At 67.2% G+C, this 20,122-nt stretch carries 19 protein-coding genes; 5 read left to right on the forward strand and 14 right to left on the reverse strand.

What is annotated here, in order from left to right; translation table 11 throughout:
* Positions 1-4: 4 nt before the first annotated feature.
* Positions 5-898 carry an alpha/beta fold hydrolase gene (locus E1J61_RS29960; RefSeq protein WP_133097513.1) on the reverse strand — a complete coding sequence of 298 codons (894 nt, stop codon included), beginning with the start codon at positions 896-898 and terminating at the stop codon, positions 5-7.
* A gap of 159 nt (positions 899-1,057) precedes the next feature.
* On the opposite strand from E1J61_RS29960, the gene E1J61_RS29965 reads away from it, so the two are divergent.
* Positions 1,058-2,797: an acyl-CoA synthetase gene (locus E1J61_RS29965; protein WP_133097514.1), complete on the forward strand. Its 1,740-nt coding sequence runs from the start codon at positions 1,058-1,060 to the stop codon at positions 2,795-2,797.
* Here the strand turns inward: E1J61_RS29965 and E1J61_RS29970 are convergent.
* Positions 2,794-3,648, reverse strand: coding sequence for a ferritin-like domain-containing protein (locus E1J61_RS29970; protein ID WP_133097515.1), 855 nt, complete (start codon positions 3,646-3,648; stop codon positions 2,794-2,796). The genes E1J61_RS29965 and E1J61_RS29970 overlap by 4 nt on opposite strands.
* A 147-nt stretch (positions 3,649-3,795) precedes the next feature.
* Here E1J61_RS29970 and E1J61_RS29975 point away from each other — a divergent pair, with 147 nt between their 5' ends.
* The 3 genes from E1J61_RS29975 (at position 3,796) to E1J61_RS29985 (ending at position 5,930) form a co-directional block, all read left to right on the forward strand.
* Positions 3,796-4,320 carry a gamma carbonic anhydrase family protein gene (locus E1J61_RS29975; RefSeq protein WP_063238435.1) on the forward strand — a complete coding sequence of 175 codons (525 nt, stop codon included), beginning with the start codon at positions 3,796-3,798 and terminating at the stop codon, positions 4,318-4,320.
* A 42-nt stretch (positions 4,321-4,362) separates the two neighbouring features.
* The gene (locus tag E1J61_RS29980; protein ID WP_133097516.1) at positions 4,363-5,370 is read left to right on the forward strand and encodes an Hsp33 family molecular chaperone HslO; all 1,008 of its coding nucleotides are present in this window, start codon (positions 4,363-4,365) and stop codon (positions 5,368-5,370) included.
* A 128-nt stretch (positions 5,371-5,498) separates the two neighbouring features.
* The gene (locus E1J61_RS29985) at positions 5,499-5,930 is read left to right on the forward strand and encodes a hypothetical protein (RefSeq protein ID WP_133097517.1); all 432 of its coding nucleotides are present in this window, start codon (positions 5,499-5,501) and stop codon (positions 5,928-5,930) included.
* Positions 5,931-5,967: 37 nt separating this feature from the next.
* Here the strand turns inward: E1J61_RS29985 and ftsB are convergent, their stop codons facing one another.
* The 12 genes from ftsB to edd form a co-directional block, all read right to left on the reverse strand.
* Positions 5,968-6,309, reverse strand: a complete 342-nt coding sequence (gene ftsB / locus E1J61_RS29990) for a cell division protein FtsB (protein ID WP_029046895.1) — start codon at positions 6,307-6,309, stop codon at positions 5,968-5,970.
* A 183-nt stretch (positions 6,310-6,492) separates the two neighbouring features.
* Positions 6,493-7,782: a phosphopyruvate hydratase gene (gene eno / locus E1J61_RS29995; RefSeq protein WP_133097518.1), complete on the reverse strand. Its 1,290-nt coding sequence runs from the start codon at positions 7,780-7,782 to the stop codon at positions 6,493-6,495.
* An 88-nt stretch (positions 7,783-7,870) separates the two neighbouring features.
* Positions 7,871-8,164, reverse strand: coding sequence for a DUF1330 domain-containing protein (locus E1J61_RS30000; RefSeq protein WP_133097519.1), 294 nt, complete (start codon positions 8,162-8,164; stop codon positions 7,871-7,873).
* A gap of 82 nt (positions 8,165-8,246) precedes the next feature.
* Entirely contained in the window at positions 8,247-9,116 is an 870-nt protein-coding gene (kdsA, locus tag E1J61_RS30005; protein WP_133097520.1) for a 3-deoxy-8-phosphooctulonate synthase, read from the reverse strand.
* 27 nt (positions 9,117-9,143) lie between these two features.
* Complete coding sequence (locus tag E1J61_RS30010; protein ID WP_133097521.1) at positions 9,144-10,796, reverse strand: CTP synthase; 1,653 nt, start codon at positions 10,794-10,796, stop codon at positions 9,144-9,146.
* A gap of 173 nt (positions 10,797-10,969) precedes the next feature.
* Positions 10,970-11,776, reverse strand: coding sequence for an alpha/beta fold hydrolase (locus E1J61_RS30015; protein WP_133097522.1), 807 nt, complete (start codon positions 11,774-11,776; stop codon positions 10,970-10,972).
* An 11-nt stretch (positions 11,777-11,787) separates the two neighbouring features.
* A complete protein-coding gene (locus E1J61_RS30020; protein ID WP_133097523.1) occupies positions 11,788-12,609 on the reverse strand; it encodes a peptidase in 822 nt (273 codons plus the stop codon).
* A gap of 130 nt (positions 12,610-12,739) precedes the next feature.
* On the reverse strand, positions 12,740-13,585 hold the full coding sequence (locus tag E1J61_RS30025; protein WP_133097524.1) for a transglutaminase family protein: 846 nt from the start codon (positions 13,583-13,585) through the stop codon (positions 12,740-12,742).
* Between the two features lie 56 nt (positions 13,586-13,641).
* Entirely contained in the window at positions 13,642-14,595 is a 954-nt protein-coding gene (locus E1J61_RS30030; protein WP_133097525.1) for an alpha-E domain-containing protein, read from the reverse strand.
* A gap of 79 nt (positions 14,596-14,674) precedes the next feature.
* Positions 14,675-16,150 carry a circularly permuted type 2 ATP-grasp protein gene (locus E1J61_RS30035; RefSeq protein ID WP_133097526.1) on the reverse strand — a complete coding sequence of 492 codons (1,476 nt, stop codon included), beginning with the start codon at positions 16,148-16,150 and terminating at the stop codon, positions 14,675-14,677.
* 321 nt (positions 16,151-16,471) lie between these two features.
* Entirely contained in the window at positions 16,472-16,957 is a 486-nt protein-coding gene (locus E1J61_RS30040) for a gluconokinase (RefSeq protein ID WP_133097527.1), read from the reverse strand.
* 54 nt (positions 16,958-17,011) lie between these two features.
* The gene (edd, locus tag E1J61_RS30045; protein WP_133097528.1) at positions 17,012-18,907 is read right to left on the reverse strand and encodes a phosphogluconate dehydratase; all 1,896 of its coding nucleotides are present in this window, start codon (positions 18,905-18,907) and stop codon (positions 17,012-17,014) included.
* A 255-nt stretch (positions 18,908-19,162) separates the two neighbouring features.
* Between edd and E1J61_RS30050 the strand changes: the two genes are divergently transcribed.
* The gene (locus E1J61_RS30050) at positions 19,163-20,113 is read left to right on the forward strand and encodes a MurR/RpiR family transcriptional regulator (RefSeq protein WP_133097529.1); all 951 of its coding nucleotides are present in this window, start codon (positions 19,163-19,165) and stop codon (positions 20,111-20,113) included.
* Positions 20,114-20,122: the final 9 nt, after the last annotated feature.

Raw genomic sequence — 20,122 nt, forward strand, 5'->3', positions numbered from 1 at the left:
GTCCCTAGCGGCAGAACGACTCGACCAGCTCGGCCACCGCGGCCGGCTGGTCATGGTGCAGCATGTGGCCGGCGTCATCGATCACGGCCTCGCGGAAATCGCGGAAGGCGCGGAAGCGCTCCTTGAACTCGTCGATGCCCTGCTTGTGGGCGATATGGCGCAGCGTCTCCGAATCGCGCGCCTCGACATGCAACACCGGCGCGCTGACCTGCTCCCAGATCGCCATCACTTCATCGAGCCGGTACAGCAACGGATTGACCAGCTTGTGCGCCGGGTCGCCCAGGATTTCCCAGCGGCCGTCGGCATTGCGGCGCGACCAGTGCGCGGCCAGGAACGCGGCGCGGTCGTCGGGCAGGCGCGGGTTGGTCTTCTGCAGGCGCGCGGCGACGCCGTCGACACTGTCGTAGGTCTTCAGCTCGGCGCCAATGCGCAACTCGTCCAGCCAGCGCGCGTAGCGTTTGGGGGCATGCGCCGGCCGTGTCGCCGTCATGCCGAAGCCTTCCAGGTCCACCACGCGGCGCACGCGTTCGGGGCGGATGCCGGCATACAGGCAGATAACGTTGGCGCCCATGCTGTGGCCGACCAGGTCCACCTGCCCTTCCGGCTGGTAGTGGTCGAGCAGCGCCTCCATGTCGGCGATGTAGTCCGGGAACCAGTACGACTGCGTGCCGGGATAGCGCGAAGGCCAGTCGGTCGCGCCAAACCCGCGCCAGTCGGGAGCGATCACGTGCCAGTCGCCGCGCAGGTGGTCGACCAGGAACTGGAACGAGGCGGCCACATCCATCCAGCCATGCAGCATGAACAGCTTGCGCGCGCCGGGCGTACCCCAGTGGCGCACGTGGTAGCGCAGCCCGCGCAACGTGATAAATTCAGACCGCGAGGTTTCCTTGATTGTCATTGTCTCCACCCTGGCGTCGGGTCTTCCTGCCGCGGGGGCTGGCGAAGGGAAGCCTCGACAAAATAGAACGATCGTTCGCTTGCTGGCATTATAGCGGCCAGCGCCATTTGCAGCTTGCCGCGCAGGGCGAACGGACAGCAGACCTTCAGGAGACCTTGGATGGCCGCAGCTGCCTTGCCGGCAAGCCGGCGCGACGACTACCGCGCGCTGTACGAATCCTTCCGCTGGGAAATCCCCCCAAACTTCAACATTGCCGAAGCCTGCTGCGGCCGCTGGGCGCGCGATCCGGCAACCATGGACCGCATCGCCGTCTATACCGAGCACGAAGACGGCCGGCGCAACGCGCATACCTTCTCCTACATCCAGGCCGAAGCCAACCGGCTCGCGGCGGCGCTGCGCGACCTGGGCGTGGCGCGCGGCGACCGGGTGGCGATCGTGATGCCGCAGCGGATCGAGACCGTGATCGCCCACATGGCGATCTATCAGCTGGGCGCGATCGCGATGCCGCTGTCGATGCTGTTCGGGCCCGAGGCGCTGGCCTACCGCATCGCGCACAGCGAAGCCAGCGTGGCGATTGCCGACGAAACCTCGATCGACAACGTGCTCGCCGCGCGCCCGGAATGCCCGGCGCTGGCCACCGTGATCGCCGCCGGCGATGCGCATGGCCGCGGCGACCATGACTGGGACGTGCTGCTGGCCGCGCAGCTGCCCACCTTCACCGCCGAAGAGACCAAGGCCGGCGAGGCCGCCGTGCTGATCTACACCAGCGGCACCACCGGCCCGCCCAAGGGCGCGCTGATCCCGCACCGCGCGCTGGTCGGCAACCTGACCGGCTTTGTCTGCTCGCAGAACTGGTATCCGCAGGACGCCGACGTGTTCTGGAGCCCGGCCGACTGGGCCTGGACCGGCGGGCTGTGGGATGCGCTGATGCCGGCGCTGTACTTCGGCAAGCCCATCGTCGGCTACCAGGGCCGCTTCTCTGCCGAGCGCGCCTTCGAGCTGCTCGAGCGCTACGCCGTCACCAACACCTTCCTGTTCCCGACCGCGCTCAAGCAGATGATGAAGGCCTGCCCCGAGCCGCGGCAGCGCTACGACATCAGGTTGCGCGCCTTGATGAGCGCCGGCGAAGCGGTTGGCGAGACCGTGTTCGGCTGGTGCCGCGACGCCCTCGGCGTGATCGTCAACGAGATGTTCGGCCAGACCGAGATCAACTACATCGTCGGCAACTGCACCGCGCAGAACGACGGCGAGCGCCTGGGCTGGCCGGCGCGCCCCGGCTCGATGGGACGCCCCTACCCCGGCCATCGCGTGCAGGTGATCGACGAAGAAGGCCGCCCCTGCGCGCCGGGCGAGGACGGCGAAGTTGCGGTCTGCGCCACCGATAGCGCCGGGCATCCGGACCCGGTGTTCTTCCTCGGCTACTGGAAGAACGAGGCGGCGACCGCGGGCAAGTACGTCGAGCGCGACGGCCTGCGCTGGTGCCGCACCGGCGACCTCGCGCGCATCGATGCCGACGGCTACCTGTGGTACCAGGGCCGTGCCGACGATGTGTTCAAATCCTCGGGCTACCGCATCGGGCCGAGCGAGATCGAGAACTGCCTGCTCAAGCATCCGGCGGTGTCCAACTGCGCCGTGGTGCCCTCGCCCGATCCCGAGCGCGGCGCGGTGGTCAAGGCCTTCGTGGTGCTGACGCCGGCGGTGGCGCGCTCATTCGACGCCGACGCGGCGCTGGTGGCGGAATTGCAGGCGCATGTGCGCGGGCAGCTGGCGCCGTACGAGTATCCGAAGGCGATCGAGTTTATCGACCAGTTGCCGATGACGACCACCGGGAAGATACAGCGGCGGGTGCTGCGCTTACTGGAGGAAGAGCGGGCGGCGCAGCGCCGGCAGTCGGCCTAGCCAGCCGACGCTTCCAGCCAGGCCAGCTCATCCTCATCAAACCCGGCCGCGCGCCGAGCATCGAGGTTGAATGGCCCGCGCAGCTTCGGCGCACGGTACTGCTCGGCCAGTTGCGCATAGGTAGCCACCGGCTCCAGCTTGCGCTGCGCGCACAGCCAGCGGTACCAGTGGTTGCCGATCGCAACATGGCCGACCTCGTCGCGCAGGATGATATCGATGATCGCCGCGGCGGCATGATCCCCGGCGCCGGCCAGCCTGGCGCGCACCGGCGGCGAGGCATCGAGCCCGCGCGCTTCCAGCGTGCGCGGCACCAGCGCCATGCGCGCCAGCACGTCGCCGGCGGTCTTGTCGGTCATCTCCCACAGGCTGTTGTGCGCGGGAAAATCGCCGTAGGCCGCACCCAGCGTGCCCAGATGCCCGGCCAGCAGCGTGAAATGCAGCGCCTCTTCGTCGGCCACGCGCAACCAGTCGCGGTAGTAGGCCGGCGGCATGCCGGCGAAGCGCCACACCGCATCCAGCGCGAGGTTGATGGCGTTGAATTCGATATGGCACAGCGCGTGGATCATCGCCGCGCGGCCGGCGGGCGTATGCAGCGAGCGGCGCCGTTCGACGCCCTGCGGCGCCACCAGCACCGGCCGCGCCGGACGTCCCGGGATGGTATGGCCCGCGCCGGCATCGATCGCCTCGTCCGCATGCAGCGCCGCATCGGACAGCGCCATGGCATCGCGGTACAACGCGCGCGCGGCGCCGGCCTTTTCGCGCGGATCGGTCATGCACAGCACCGCCAGCGCGCGATGGCGCGGCGAAAGTGACGGATCAGGCAAAGCGGCGGCGGGAGTTTTTTCTGGCATGGGCGTAAAATCCGGACTGCCGCCATTGTAGGGCCTCGCCGGCACCCACCCTTGTGCCTGGCCATGCAGTTCCCCACAGACCCGCTGACTCTTTAAAGTCCGGCGGCAACCCCCACTTCAACAAAAGCCTTTCGTGCAGGAGACCTCATGGCGCTTTACCAGCTCGGCGACGTCAAGCCCAATATCGACAGCGAAGCCTACGTGGCCCCGGAAGCCACCGTCATCGGCAACGTGACCCTCAAGTCCCGCGCCAGCGCCTGGCCCGGTGTCGTGATCCGCGGCGACAACGAGCCGATCGTGGTGGGGCATGACACCAATATCCAGGAGGGCTCGGTGCTGCACACCGACCCGGGCTGCCCGCTGACCCTGGGCGACAAGGTTTCGATCGGCCACCAGGCCATGCTGCATGGCTGCACTGTCGGCGAAGGCTCGCTGATCGGCATCCAGGCCGTGGTGCTGAACCGTGCCGTGATCGGCAAGGAATGCCTGGTGGGCGCGGGCGCCGTGGTCACCGAGGGCAAGGTCTTCCCGGACCGCTCGCTGATCCTGGGCGCGCCGGCCAAGGTGGTGCGGCAGCTGACGGATGAGGACGTCGCCAACCTCTATCGCAACGCCGAAACCTACGCCTCGCGGCAGGCCATGTACAAGCAACAGCTCAAGCGGATCGGCTGAACGCAGCCGCGACCGCGCCCATCGCATTACTCGACAGACAACGTGACTCAGACTACCCCCACCACCCCCGACACCCTGCAGAAGTTCCTGTTCGACGCCGCCCCGGTGCGCGGCGAACTGGTGCGCATGGAAGCCACCTGGCAGGAAGTGCTGGGCCGCCACCGCTACCCCACGCCGGTGCGCCGGCTGCTGGGCGAGATGATGGCCGCCGCGGCACTGCTGTCAGCCAACCTGAAGTTCAACGGCGCGCTGGTGATGCAGCTGCACGGCGACGGCCCGGTGCGGATGCTGGTGGTGGAATGCCTGTCCGACCTGTCGATGCGGGCCACCGCCAAGCTGGCCGAGGGCGCCGAGATTGCCGACGACGCCACGCTGGCCGACCTGGTCCATGCGCACGGCCACGGCCGCTTTGCCATCACGCTCGACCCCAAGGACAAGCTGCCGGGACAGCAGCCGTACCAGGGCATCGTGCCGCTGGCGGACGAGCACGGTCCGCTGCCGTCGATCAGCGCGGTGCTGGAGCACTACATGAAGGCCTCCGAGCAGCTCGACACGCGCCTGTGGCTGGCCGCCGACGATCGCGTGGCCGCCGGCATGCTGCTGCAGAAGCTGCCCTCCTACGGCGGCACCGCCGACGTAGGCGAAACCGGCGCGCCGCTGGCCAGCCATGCCCGGGCCCAGGACCTGGATACCTGGGATCGCGCGGTGCAGCTGGGCTCCACGCTCAAGGCCGAGGAACTGCTGGCCGAATCGCCCGAGACGCTGCTGCGCCGCCTGTTCTGGGAAGACCTGCAGGACGCCGGCCTGCGCGTGTTTGAGCCGATGACGCCGCATTTCCATTGCTCGTGCTCGCGGCCCAAGGTGGCGGGCATGCTGCAGTCGCTGGGGCGTGAAGAGATCGAGGGCATCATCGCCGAGCGCGGCAACGTGGAGATCCATTGCGATTTCTGCGGCCAGCGCTATGAATTTGACCCGGTCGACTGCGCCCAGCTGTTCTCGGCCACGCACATCGCCACCGGCGCCGGGGCCGGCGCGCACCAGCACCACTGAGGCGGCATTCCTCGGCTCGGCCCGTGGCGGGAGCGGCAGGGAGCGGCGAAATGGAAACATCCGGCGCGCCGCCCGGTCCAACGGCTGTACGATCGCTATACCCGCGAGCCGCGAGCCTGAGGACCGTCATGAACGCCGAAGCCTCCCTCCCGTTACCAGAATCCAGCGCCACGACAGCGGCCGCCACGCGCGGCTGCTTGCGTGGCGCTTTTGTTTTGGCCGCGGCAGGCGCCCTGCTGCTGGCCACCGGCTGCGCGCAGATCCCGCGCGACGCCAACGGCTCGCCGCCGACGGCGCGGCTCGCCCCGAATGCCATGCCGCCGGCCCGGCTGACGCCCGAAGCCCGCCAAAAGCTCGATGCCCTGAACCAGGAAGTGCTGCGCGAACAGGCCGACGCCATCGCGCGGCAGCAACAGGCCGAGGCCTATGCGCGTGCGGCATATGCCTATCCCAATACCAGCTGGAACCTGTTTTACGGAGGATGGGGGGGCGGCCACTGGGGTGGCGGCGTCAGCGTGGGAATGCCCGGCTACTGGGGCGGCTATCCGTACTGGTGGTGACGGCCACGGTGCCGCCGGGAAGGAAGCAGAACGTTGATCAGTGTCCGCCGCGCCCGGCGACGGAGTTCGCCGGCGGCGGCAGCGGCGGCGTGGCGCTGACCTTGGGAGCCGGTGCCACGAACTGCACGAACACCTCGCCTTCCCTCACCATGCCCAGCTCATAGCGCGCACGTTCCTCGATCGCGCCGGTGCCGTCCTGCAGGTCGGCAACTTCCCCTTCCAGCTTGGCATTGCGCAGCTTGAGCGTCTGGTTGCGGGTACCTTGCTCGGTCAGCTGGCGGTTCAGGTCCCAGACGCGCAGCCAGCCACCCTTGCCCAGCCAGAGCGGATACTGGACCGCGAGCAGCAGCACGAACAACAGCAGCGAAATCAGACGCATGAAAGGTTGCGGACGAGAAATTCCGCACAATGATCTGCGAAGTCGGCCCGGAAGGCAATTGCCAGGCAGATTTCGATACAAAAACGGCGGTGGCCGGATGTTATCCGTGCCACCGCCTTTTCACAGCCATCACGTCATGCCGCACTAACGCACTAATGCGCTAACGGGCACGACGGGCAAAGTTCAGCGCAGGTTGTAGAACGCGCCCTTGCCCGGGTAGCTGGCGATATCGCCGAGGTCTTCCTCGATGCGCAGCAGCTGGTTGTACTTGGCCATGCGGTCCGAGCGCGACAGCGAGCCGGTCTTGATCTGGCCGGCGTTGGTGCCCACGGCGATGTCGGCAATCGTGCTGTCTTCGGTTTCGCCCGAGCGGTGCGAGATCACGGCGGTATAGCCGGCGCGCTTGGCCATCTCGATGGCGGCGAAGGTTTCGGTCAGGGTGCCGATCTGGTTGATCTTGATCAGGATCGAGTTGCCGATGCCCTTCTCGATGCCTTCCTTCAGGATCTTGGTGTTGGTGACGAACAGGTCGTCTCCCACCAGCTGCACGCGCTTGCCCAGCTTGTCGGTCAGCGTCTTCCAGCCGTCCCAGTCGCCTTCGGCCATGCCGTCCTCGATCGACACGATCGGGAACTTGTCGCACAGGTTGGCCAGGTAGTCGGCGAACTGGGTCGAGGTCAGCTTCAGGCCTTCGCCTTCCAGCTGGTACACGCCTTCGCCTTCGTGGTAGAACTCGCTGGCGGCGCAGTCCAGCGCCAGCAGCACGTCTTCACCGGCGCGGTAGCCGGCCTTCTCGATGGCTTGCACGATGGTGTTCAGGCATTCCTCGTTGGACGAGAAGTTCGGCGCGAAGCCGCCCTCGTCGCCCACCGCGGTGGACATGCCCTTGTCGGCCAGGATCTTCTTCAGCGCGTGGAAGATTTCGGCGCCGCAACGCAGCGCTTCGCGGAAGCTGGTCTGCGACACCGGCATGACCATGAATTCCTGGATGTCCAGGCTGTTGTTGGCGTGCGCGCCGCCGTTGACGATGTTCATCATCGGCACCGGCAGTTGCATCGCGCCCGAGCCGCCGAAGTAGCGGTACAGCGGCAGGCCGGCTTCTTCAGCGGCGGCCTTGGCCACGGCCATCGACACGGCCAGCATGGCGTTGGCGCCCAGGCGGCCCTTGTTCTCGGTGCCGTCGAGGTCGATCAGGGTGCGGTCCAGGAAGGCCTGCTCGGAGGCGTCCAGGCCCATGATGGCTTCGGAGATTTCGGTGTTGATGTGCTCGACGGCCTTCAGCACGCCCTTGCCCAGGTAGCGCGACTTGTCGCCGTCACGCAGTTCGATGGCTTCGCGCGAACCGGTCGATGCGCCCGACGGCACCGCGGCGCGGCCCATCACGCCCGATTCCAGCAGCACGTCGCATTCGACGGTGGGGTTGCCGCGCGAGTCGAGAACCTCGCGACCGATGATATCTACGATTGCACTCATGAATTCCTCTCTGACTGTTGATTCTTGCTGCTGCTGATTACTTCAACCTGTGCCTGTGTCAGGCGCGTGTCAAACGGGCCGACAACCCTCAGGCAGCGCCTTCCACCACGATCATGTTCATCTTTGCCGCATGCTCGCGCGCCTTGCGGGCCGCGCGATAGGCTTCGCCGTCGTGGAACGACTTGGCGGCTTCATAGCTGGGGAATTTCAGCACCACGACGCGGCTCGGTGCCCACTCGCCTTCCAGCGGCTCGGTCTTGCCGCCGCGTACCAGCACCTCGGCGCCATGGATCTGCATGGCCTTGCTCGACAGCACTTTGTATTCTTCGTACTGCTGGGGGTCGGTCACGTCGACGTAGGCGATGATATAGCCCGCGGCCATGGAGAATCTCCCGATTTTTTGTATTGTCTTTCGATATGGTTTGTCACCACCGGCATTGCGGTGGTGACAAGACCGGGCCTGCTCAGGCGCAGGCCGGCCAGCCGAAGTTGTCTTCCAGGAAACCGGCGCGCTTGACCAGCGTGTCCAGTTCCTTGAGTACGGCCAGCAGTTCCTTCATGCGCGACAGCGGCACCGCGTTGGGGCCGTCGGACATCGCCTTGTTCGGGTCCGGGTGTGTTTCCATGAACAGCCCCGCCACGCCGGTGGCGACGGCGGCACGCGACAGCACCGGCACGAACTCGCGCTGGCCGCCGGAGCTGGTGCCCTGGCCGCCCGGCAGCTGCACCGAGTGGGTAGCGTCGAACACCACCGGGGCACCGGTCTCGCGCATGATCGCCAGCGAGCGCATGTCGGACACCAGGTTGTTGTAGCCGAACGAGACGCCGCGTTCGCAGGCCATGAAGACGTCATCCGGCAGGCCGGCTTCGCGCGCGGCGTCGCGGGCCTTGTCGATCACGTTCTTCATGTCGCCCGGCGCCAGGAACTGGCCCTTCTTGATGTTCACCGGCTTGCCGCTCTGGGCGCAGGCACGGATGAAATCGGTCTGGCGGCACAGGAAGGCCGGGGTCTGCAGCACGTCGACCACGGCGGCGACGGGCTTGATCTCGTCGATCTCGTGGATGTCGGTCAGCACCGGCACGCCGACTTCGCGCTTGACGGTCGCCAGGATCTCCAGGCCCTTCTCCATCCCCAGGCCGCGGAACGACTTGCCGGAAGAACGGTTGGCCTTGTCGAACGACGACTTGTAGATGAACGGGATGCCCAGTTCAGCGGTGATGGCCTTGAGCTCGCCGGCGGTATCCAGCGCCATCTGCTCGGACTCGATCACGCACGGACCGGCGATCAGGAAGAACGGCTTGTCGAGGCCGACCTCGAATCCACAGAGTTTCATGACAGACTCCTCTCTTGCCGCCTGGCCTCAGGCGCCCTTGCGCTGCTGGCTGGCCAGCGCGGCTTCGACGTAGGCCTTGAACAGCGGATGGCCGTCACGCGGCGTCGAGGTGAATTCCGGGTGGAACTGCACGCCGACGAACCACGGGTGCATCGACTCCGGCAGCTCCATCATTTCCGGCAGGTTCTCGGTCGGGGTACGGGCCGAGATCACCATGCCGGCGTTTTCCAGCGTCGGCACGTAATGGTTGTTGACCTCGTAGCGGTGACGGTGGCGCTCGTTGACCTCGGCGCCGTAGATGGCGTTGGCCTTGGTGCCTTCCTTGACCGGCACGCGCTGCGCGCCCAGGCGCATGGTACCGCCCAGGTCGGAATCGGCAGAACGCTGCTCGACCTTGCCTTCGCGGTCGACCCACTCGGTGATCAGCGCGACCACCGGGTGTTCGGTTTCAAGGTTGAATTCGGTCGAGTTGGCGTCGGCCATATTGGCCACGTGGCGGGCAAACTCGATCACGGCCAGCTGCATGCCGAGGCAGATGCCCAGGTACGGCACCTTGTTCTCGCGGGCGTACTGGATCGCGCGGATCTTGCCTTCCGTGCCGCGCTTGCCGAAGCCGCCCGGCACCAGGATGGCGTCGAGCGGGGCCAGCACTTCGAGGTGGCCCGATTCCAGTTCCTCGGAATCGATGTACTCGATGTTGACGCGCGTGGCGGTGTGCATGCCGGCGTGGCGCAGCGCCTCGATCAGCGACTTGTACGACTCGGTCAGGTCGACGTACTTGCCGACCATGCCGATGGTGATTTCGTGCTCGGGATTTTCCTGGGCGTTGACCAGCTTCTGCCACATCGACAGGTCGGCCGGGCGCGGGTCCAGGCGCAGTTCCTCGCAGATCAGGCGGTCGAGGCCCTGCTCGTTGAGCATCTGCGGAATCTTGTAGATGCTGTCCGCATCCCACACCGAGATCACGGCGTCTTGCGGGATATTGGCGAACAGCGAAATCTTGGCGCGCTCGTCGTCCGGGATCGGGCGGTCGGCGCGGCACAGCAGCGCGGTCGGCGAAATGCCGATTTCACGCAGTTTCTGCACCGAGTGCTGGGTCGGCTTGGTCTTCAGCTCGCCGGCGCTGGCAATGAACGGCACCAGCGTCAGGTGCACGAAGGCAGCGTGGTTGCGTCCCATGCGCAGGCTCATCTGGCGCGCGGCTTCCAGGAACGGCAGCGATTCGATGTCACCCACGGTACCGCCGATTTCCACCAGCGCCACGTCGGCCTTGCCGTCGTGCGAGGCAGCGGCGCCCTTCTCGATGAAGGCCTGGATCTCGTTGGTGATATGCGGAATCACCTGCACGGTCTTGCCGAGGTATTCGCCGCGGCGCTCCTTGCGGATCACCGATTCGTAGATCTGGCCGGTGGTGAAGTTGTTCGACTTGCGCATCTTGGCCGAGACGAAACGCTCGTAGTGGCCGAGATCGAGGTCGGTTTCCGCACCGTCTTCCGTGACAAACACCTCGCCATGCTGGAAGGGGCTCATCGTGCCGGGATCGACGTTGATGTAGGGATCTAGCTTGAGGAGGGTGACTTTGAGGCCGCGCGACTCAAGAATGGCCGCGAGCGAGGCAGCAGCGATGCCCTTGCCGAGAGAAGAGACGACGCCACCGGTGACGAAGACGAATTTGGTCATAAACCGAGCTTGCCGGGGAAATCGGGATTATACATGAGAGCCCGGTCCGCGCCGACCCGGAAATTGTGACAGCCCCGCCCGCCAATCGCCTGGCGGGCGGGGCTCTATGGGGATTTTCCGGGCCGCGCGGCAGGCTGCGCCGCATGCGCCGCTTGAAAATGATCAACGAAGGATCAGCGCCCGTCGCGGCGCATCGCTCCGATCAGGTCGCGCACCAGTTGCGCCGTTTCCTGCGGCCGCTCCATCGGGTATAAATGGCCGCCCTCGATAAAGCGCAGGTTTTCGCCCACGAGCTTGCGGGTCGCGGCAAGGCCGCACTGGCGCACCTCGCGCGAGCGCGTACCGGCGACAAAGCCGACCGGCACCGGCGCGCCCCGCCTGAGCTTGCGCCCCAGGCTGGTAGGCAGTGTGCGGTAGATCCAGTACTCGACCTCGCGGTCGAAGCGCAGGCGCCGCTCGTTGCCCTTGCCGGTCGGCTCGGTGCCATGGAGCGCATAGTCGCGCAGCACCTCCTGGTCCCACACGGCAAAATTCGGCTTGCCGCGGAAGTGCTGCCACACGGCCTCGGCATCGGGCCAGTGCGTGCGCCGGTTCTTCGTCACCGCCGCCGGGCCGGGCTTTTCGTCGATGCCGAGCACCTGCGCCGTCTTCAGCAGCGAGGCGCGCCAGCCGGCAATGATCGGCGAATCCAGCATCACCACGCCGCGCACCCATTCGGGCCGGCGCAGCGCCGCCATCATCGACAGGAAGCCGCCCAGCGAATGGCCCACCAGCCAGACCGGCTCGCGGTACTGGCGCCCCACTTCCTCGAGCAGTTCTTCCACCAGATGCGGCCAGCCACGCGTGACCGGAAACTGGGGCCGGTGGCCGTAACGGTCCACGGCGCGGAACTCGAACTCGCCGTCCAGTTCGCCGAACAGCTTGCGGTACGTCGTGACCGGAAAGCCGTTGGCATGTGAAAAATGGATGATCTCGCGCACCGCCCCGCCCCTCATTCCTGGGTGCGGGAGGGATTGCGCCTGGCGCGCACGGGCTGGCCCCAGCAGTCGCCCTCGCCGCTGCGCGCCAGCGGGAAGTCGGCCGGCAGGGCCGGGTCCCATTCGGGGTTGTGGATTTCGCCGAACACCTGGCGCAGCCGGTGCCCCCAGGTATCGCGGATCATGCGGAAATAGGCGTTGCGCTCGTCGATGTTGACGAAGCGCGTCACGCGCAGCGAATCCGCCTCGTAGACCAGCAGGTCCAGCGGCAAACCCACTGAAATATTGGACTTCAGCGTCGAATCCATCGAGATCAGCGCGCATTTTGCGCCCTCGGCCAGCGGCAGCGACGGATGCACGACGCGGTCGATGATGGGCTTGCCGTACTTGGCCTCGCCGATCTGGAAATAACAGTTTTCCGGCGTGGCTTCGACGAAGTTGCCGGCGGCATAGATGTTGAACAGCCGCACCCGCTCGCCGCGGACCTGGCCGCCGAAGATCAGGCTGACGTTGAATTCGATGCCGGCATCGCGCAGCGCATGCGCGTCGCGCTTGTGCACCTGGCGCACCGCGTCACCGACGATGGACGCGGCTTCGAACATGTCCCGCGCGTTCCACAACGAGCGCTTGTCGTCGTGGTTCTCCGCCAGGATCTGGCGCACCGACTGGCTGATGGCGAGGTTGCCCGCGGTCATCAGCACCATCACGCGGTCGCCTGGCTCTTCGAACACGGTCATCTTGCGTGCCGTCGAGATGGCGTCCACCCCGGCGTTGGTGCGGGAATCGGACAGGAATACCAGGCCGGCATCCAGCCGCATGGCTACACAGTACGTCATGGTCTTGTTCTGGTGTTCTTGTCGGACGGCCGGGAGTGGCCGGCCGGAGGGCTGCATTAACGGATTCTAGCGCCGCTGCCGTGTCTCGGTGCCGGTTCTGGAATGTGGCACCTAATTGGCGCGGCCGAAGCTAGACCGGATCGACAAGCGGCGTGATCACGACATTGACCTCGAGCGTCTCGCCGGCACCGCCCTCCAGGATGCCCCGGACCGGTGCGGCAGACTGGTAGTCGCGCCCCACGGCGAGGCGGACATGGCGCTCGTCGGTGAGGCAGCCGTGGGTGATGTCGATGCTGCACCAGATCTCGCGCTGGGGATCCAGACAAACGTCGGCCCATGCATGGCTGGCCAGTTCGGTGGCGGCGGGATCGTAGAAGTAGCCGCTCACATAGCGCGCCGGCACACCGAGCGCGCGGCACGCCGCCACCATCACTTGCGCCTGATCCTGGCACACGCCGCTGCCCAGGCCGAACGCCTCGGCGGCTGAAGTCCCGACATCGGTGGTATTGGGCTTGTAGCGGACGCGTTCGCCGATGGCCTGGGCCAGCGCCAGCAACGCGGGAATTTCATGGCCCGAGGCCAGGAAAGGCGCGGCGAAGGCCTGCATCTCGCGCGGCGCCGTGGTCAGCGGCGTGCTGCCGAGGAAGTACAGCGGCGACACGCGCGATTCGCCGGCCGGCGGCGCATCGCAGAAGGCATGGTGGCCGTCGCGGTCGAGGTCGCCATGCGGAGGCAGCACTTCCACTTCGCCGCTGGCTTCGATGGCAATGGTGTCCGCCGGGCCCGCCACGGTGAAGTTGTGCACGATGTTACCGAAGCCGTCGCACGCCGCCGACGGGTTGCCCGGCGTGCTCAGCTGCCAGCTGTGCACGGTCTGCAGCGGGCCCGAGCGCGGCTCGAGCCGCAGTTCGTGCACGCTGCGGCGCACCGGCTCGGCATAGCGGTAGACAGTATGGTGGTGGATCTTGTATTTCACGGTATCAGGGCGCGGCGCGGCGGCGGCAGCACATGGGCGTTGCCGGCGCGCCCATGTCAGGCCGCCTGCAGCGGTACCAGGAAGTCCCGGCTGATGCCATTGCCGAGATCGCCGATGCGCTCCAGGAAGCTGGTCAGGTACGCATGCAGGCCGACGGCAAAGATGTCGTCGATGCGCGCGTATTTGAGGTCGGCGTGGAGTTTACCAGCCTGCCGCTCGGTCTCCGCCGACTGCTGGTTGCGCACCATGGCCAGGATCGTCACCACCTCGTCCATGCTCGACACCAGCGAGCGCGGCATGTCGGGGCGCAGCACCAGCAGTTCGGCCACGCGCTGTGGCGTGACCACCGCGCGATACACCTTGCGGTAGACCTCGAAGCCGGACACCGAGCGCAGCACCGCAGCCCAGTGGTAGAAGTCGTTCTGCTCGCGGTTGGGATCGCTGTCGTCACTGCCCGAGGCCTGGAACTTGACGTCGAGGATCCGCGCGGTATTGTCGGCGCGCTCCAGGAAGGTGCCCAGCCGCATGAAGTGAAAGGCATCGTCCTTGAGCATGGTGCCGAACTGCACGCCGCGCGCCAGGTGCGAACGGAACTTGACCCATTCGAAGAAGCTCGACGGGTCTTCCCTGAGTACGCCGTCGGCGATCATGCGCTGCACGTCGAGCCAGGTCGTGTTGACGGTTTCCCAGACTTCGGTGGTCAGCGAGCCGCGCACCGCGCGCGCGTTCTCGCGTGCCGCGCGCAGGCAACTCATGATCGACGACACATTGGTCATGTCGCGCACCATGAAGTCGATCACGTCGTCGCGCGACAGCAGGCCATACTTGTGGTCGAAGGCCTGCGTCAGCTCCGAGATATCGAGCATCGCCCACCAGCCCTGCTCGGCCACCTCGGCCGACTGCGGCAACAGCGAGGTCTGGTAGTTGACGTCGAGCATCCGTGCGGTGTTTTCCGCGCGCTCGGTGTAGCGGGCCATCCAGAACAGGTGGTCGGCGGTACGGCTCAGCATGTGGGCTCTCCTGGCATGGCAGCGGCGGTGTTGATCGCGGTGTTGCTCGCGGTCTTGATCGCGTGAGGGGCTGTCGTCGTCATCGTTCGAGCACCCAGGTGTCCTTGGTGCCGCCCCCTTGCGAGGAATTGACCACCAGCGAGCCCTCGCGCAGCGCCACGCGCGTGAGCCCGCCGGGCACCATGCGCACCTCCTTGCCCGACAGCACGAACGGGCGCAGGTCGATATGGCGCGGGGCGATGCCCGACTCCACATAGGTCGGGCAGGTCGACAGCGCCAGCGTCGGCTGCGCGATGTACTGCTCGGGCCTGGCCTTGACCACCTCGCGGAAGGCATCGATCTCGGCGCGCGTCGCGGCCGGACCCACCAGCATGCCGTAGCCGCCGGCGCCGTGGGTTTCCTTGACCACCAGCTCTTGCATATGGTCGAGCACGTACTGCAGGTCGTCGGGACGCCGGCACATGTAGGTGGGTACGTTGTTGAGGATGACCTCTTCGCCGAGGTAGAAGCGGATCATGTCGGGCACGTACGGATAGATCGACTTGTCGTCCGCCACGCCGGTGCCGATCGCATTGCAGATGGTCACGTTGCCGGCACGGTAGACCGACAGCAGCCCGGCCGCGCCAAGCGCGGAATCGTGCCGGAACACCAGCGGGTCGAGGAAGTCGTCGTCGACGCGCCGGTAGATCACGTCGATGCGCTGCGGCCCCTGCGTGGTGCGCATGAACAGGTGGTCGTCCTCGACGAACAGGTCGCTGCCTTCGACCAGTTCAACGCCCATCTGCTGCGCCAGGAAGGCGTGCTCGAAGTACGCCGAGTTATACATGCCCGGAGTCAGCACCACCACCGTGGGATCGGCGATCGCCTGCGGCGATACGCCGCGCAGCATGTCGAGCAGCAGGTCGGGATAGTGCGCCACCGGCGCGACGCGGTTGCGTGCGAACAGGTCCGGGAACAGCCGCATCATCATCTTGCGGTTTTCCAGCATGTACGACACGCCGGAGGGCACGCGCAGGTTGTCTTCCAGCACGTAGAACTCGCCCTCGCCGGCACGCACCACGTCGATGCCGGCCACGTGCGCATAGATGTCGTGCGGCACGGTGACGCCGAGCATCTCGGGTCGGTACTGGGCGTTGTTGTAGATCTGATCGGGCGGGATCACGCCGGCCCGGATGATGTCCTGGCCGTGGTAGATGTCGTGGATGAACCGGTTCAGCGCAGCCACGCGCTGGCGCAGGCCTTTTTCCAGCAGCGCCCATTCGCTGGCCGGGAAGATGCGCGGGATCACGTCGAACGGGATGGTGCGCTCGGTGCCGCTGTTGGCTTCGTCCTTGTCGCCATAGACGGCAAAGGTAATGCCCACGCGCCGGAAGATCAGGTCCGCCTCGGCCCGCTTGTTGTCCATGGTGCCGCCGGACTGCCGCGCCAGCCAGTCAGCGAAATGCCGGTAATGCGGGCGTACCGCCCCGTCGGGCAATGCCTGCCCTGCCTGGATGACCGTGGGCGCCCCGTCGGCGCGCCAGTCCAGCATCTCGTCGAAAAACCGCCCTGCCATGATGGCCGTTCCTCCATGTAGTGGGCGTCGGGTGCTGCCACTGCCCCGCATCCGGCCGCCCTGGTTTGACCTGGCTGTCCTGCCACAAGCCCGCCGCGTTATTGCCCCGGGGCCCGGGAGGGTCTCCGATGGCATTGGCGCGGCGATACTGTCGAGTCACTGGCCCTTTCAGCATACCTGTACCGGCGAAAGCCGCAAGCTGGCGAATCCTGGCCGGCACGGAAAGTGAGCTAGCAAGATGTCTGCCAGCGCACGCAAAAACGGCCGCCGGCGAGGCTGGCGGCCGTCATGCGATGGCGCGGTGGATCGCGGGCGAAAGGCTCAGCGAGCGGAAGCCTGCAGGATGGTGTCCACCAGGACTTCGGGCGACTGGCGGATATCGAGCTCCAGCGCGTCGCGCGGCGCTTCCAGCGTATCGAACTGGCTCTGCAGCAGCTCGGGATTGAAGAAGTGGTCGGTGCGGGCGGACAGGCGCCCGGCGATCAGTGCGGCATCGCCCTTCATGTGGACGAAGGTCACGCCGCCGTCTGGCGGCGTGAGCCGGTCGCGGTACGCCTGGCGCAGGGCCGAGCAAGTGAACACGTGGGTCCGGCCTTCGGCGCGCGCCGTGTCGATGGCGGCGCGCATCGCCGCCAGCCAGGGCCAGCGGTCTTCGTCGGTCAGCGGGATGCCCGCGTGCATCTTGGCCTTGTTGGCCTCGCTGTGGAATTCGTCCGCATCATGGAAGCCGCAGCCCAGGCGCTGCGCCAGCAGCTGGCCGACCGTGGTCTTGCCGCTGCCGGAAACGCCCATCAGGATATAGATCATGTCTGCTCCGTCGGTCTTGGTATCGTCTTGCTGTCGTGAGGCAGGTGCGCAAGGCTATTGTGCGACGGTTTGCGCCGCCACGGCAGCGGCGGATGCGCCTGGCGCGGCGCCGGCATCCGCTTCGGACAGGTCGAGTGCGCTGCCCCCCTCTTCCGCGATGCGCGCATGGCGCCGGAACGAGCCAAACAGGCCGCGCCCGAGGCTGAACCGGGCAAAATCGTCGGCCGGGGCCGGCGCCGGCTCGCGCGCCGCGAACTCGCCCTCGTCGCCCAGCCATTGCAGCACGCCGGCGACCGCGTCGACGCGGATGCGGTCGCCGTCGCGCACGCGGGCCAGCGCGCCGCCGGCCAGTGCCTCAGGGCCGACGTGGATCACCGCAGGCACCTTGCCCGACGCGCCCGACATGCGCCCGTCGGTCACCAGCGCCACCTTGTGGCCGGCGTCCTGCAGCGCGCCCAGCACCGGCGTCAGGCGGTGCAGCTCGGGCATGCCGTTGGCGTTCGGCCCCTGGAAGCGGACCACGGCGACCAGGTCGCCATTCAGTTCGCCGGCGTCGAACGCGGCCTGCAGCGCTTCCTGCGCATCGAAGACGCGCACCGGCGCCTCAACCACGCGATGCTCGGGCGCCACGGCCGAGACCTTGATCACACCGCGGCCCAGGTTGCCCTGCATCAGCCGCAGCCCGCCTTCGGGCGAGAACGGCGCCGCGGCGCTGGCAACGACCTGGGCGTCGCCGCTTGCCGTCGCCCCCTCGCGCCATTGCAGCACGCCATCGCGCATCACCGGCTCCTGCGTGTAGCGCGCCAGGCCCGGGCCCGCGACGGTCTGCACGTCCTCATGCAGCAGCCCGGCCTGCAGCAGCTCGCGGATAATCAGCCCGGCCCCGCCGGCGGCATGGAAGTGGTTCACGTCGGCGGAGCCGTTCGGGTACACCCGCGCCAGCAGCGGCGTGATGCGCGACAGTCGGTCGAAGTCGTCCCAGTCGATGATGATGCCGGCGGCGCGCGCCATGGCCACCAGGTGGATGGTGTGGTTGGTCGAGCCGCCTGTCGCCAGCAGGCCGACCATGGCGTTGGCCACGGCGCGCTCGTCGACGATGCGCGCCAGCGGCAGGTAGTCGCTGCCGCGCGCACTCAGCGCAATCGCGCGCTGCGCCGCCGCGGCCGTCAGCGCATCGCGCAGGCCGCTGTCCGGGTGGACGAAGGCCGCGCCGGGCAGGTGCAGGCCCATGATCTCCATCAGGAACTGGTTGCTGTTGGCGGTGCCATAGAAGGTGCAGGTGCCGGCCCCGTGGTAGGCCTGGCATTCGGCCTCGAGCAGCGCATCGCGGCCAACCTGGCCGGTGGCGTAAAGCTGGCGCACGCGCGCCTTCTCCTTGTTGGACAGGCCGGTGGCCATCGGGCCCGCCGGCACGAACACTACCGGCAGGTGGCCGAACTGCAGCGCGCCCATCAGCAGGCCCGGCACGATCTTGTCGCACACGCCCAGCATCAGCGCCGCATCGAAGGTGTTGTGCGACAACGCGATGGCCGTGCCCATGGCAATCGCATCGCGCGAGAACAGCGACAGCTCCATGCCGGCGTTGCCCTGCGTGATGCCATCGCACATCGCCGGCACGCCGCCCGCCACCTGCGCCACGGCCCCGACCGCGCGCGCGGCTTCGCGGATGACGCCGGGGTAGCGCTCATAGGGCTGGTGCGCCGACAGCATGTCGTTGTACGCGGTGACGATGCCGAGATTGGGCGCATGGTCGACGCGCAGCTTCAGCTTGTCGTTGGCTGGCAGTGCGGCGAAGCCGTGCGCCAGGTTGGCGCAGGACATGCCGCGCAGCGGTCCCAGCTCGGCTTGCGCACGCTCGCAGCGTGCAAGGTAGGCGGCACGGCTGGCGCGGCTGCGGGCAACGATGCGTTCGGTGACGGCCAACAGCTCGGCATGGACGGCGATGGGCATGGCGGAGGCGTTCCTTTTGTCGGGGCGTAGCACCAAAGCGGCGCGATCGCATGTAGATTTTCTACATTATTACCGATAGCAATGCCGCCGTCGACTGGATCATGCATCACAATGGCGCTCAATCTTGCTTGTTTTCCCACATCACGGGCAAACCCTGACAGCCAGGCGGGCACGATTTCGGGCACGATGCCTCGCCAACGGATGTAGAATCTCTACATTAGAGAATCCCGAACAACCTGATATCCGCCCGCCGCCATGCGCGACCGAATCCTTGCCGTCTACGACACGCTCCGCCCCTCCGAACGCCGACTGGCGGACTACGTCGCCGAGCACGGCGCCGCCGTGATCCGCCTGTCGATGCCCGAACTGGCCGAGCGCGCAGGCGTGTCGCAGCCCACCATCGCACGGTTCTGCGCCGCACTGGGCTACGACGGCTTCCGCGAGTTCAAGCTGCAGTTCGCGCAGAACGTCGGCGGCGGCATGCCATTCGTGCACCAGGATGTGGACGCCCACGACCGCCCCGCCGACATCGCCGGCAAGGTGTTCGACCGCACCATCGCCACGCTGATGAGCGTGCGCAACGCGCTGTCGGCCGACCAGATCGAACACGGCATCCACCTGCTGGCGCGCGCCCGCCGCATCGAGTTCTACGGCTGCGGCAATTCCGGCATCGTCGCGCTCGACATCCAGCACAAGTTCTTCCGTCTCGGCATCCCGACCGTCGCCTATTCCGACCCGCATGTCTTCAGCATGTCCGCCGCGCTGCTCGGCGCCGGCGACGTGGCGGTGCTGGTGTCCAACAGCGGCCGCACCTGGGACATGCTGACTGCCGCCACGCTGGCGCGCAGCAGCGGCGCCAGCGTGCTGGCGATCACCCACAGCGGCTCGCCGCTGGCCAAGCTGGCCGACGTTTGCGTGTTTTCCGATGTCGAGGAAGACAGCGAGGTCTATACGCCGATGACCTCGCGCATCAGCCACCTGGTGCTTGGCGACGTGCTGGCCGCGGGCGTGGCACTGGAGCGCGCGGAAACGGTTGCCGCCGGGCTGCAGCGTGCCAAGGCCCACCTGCGCGAACGCCGCATCGCGGGCGCCGAGCCGGCACGCACGCTGCCGCCTGCCCGAGGCCGCGCCACGCCCCAGCCGGCTGCCGCCGACGCGCAACCTGCCCCGGCGGCCACCCGCGCGCGACGCCGCAAAGCCCGCTAGGCCCGCCAG

This window comes from Cupriavidus sp. L7L (assembly GCF_004353535.1).
Lineage (GTDB): Bacteria > Pseudomonadota > Gammaproteobacteria > Burkholderiales > Burkholderiaceae > Cupriavidus > Cupriavidus oxalaticus_A.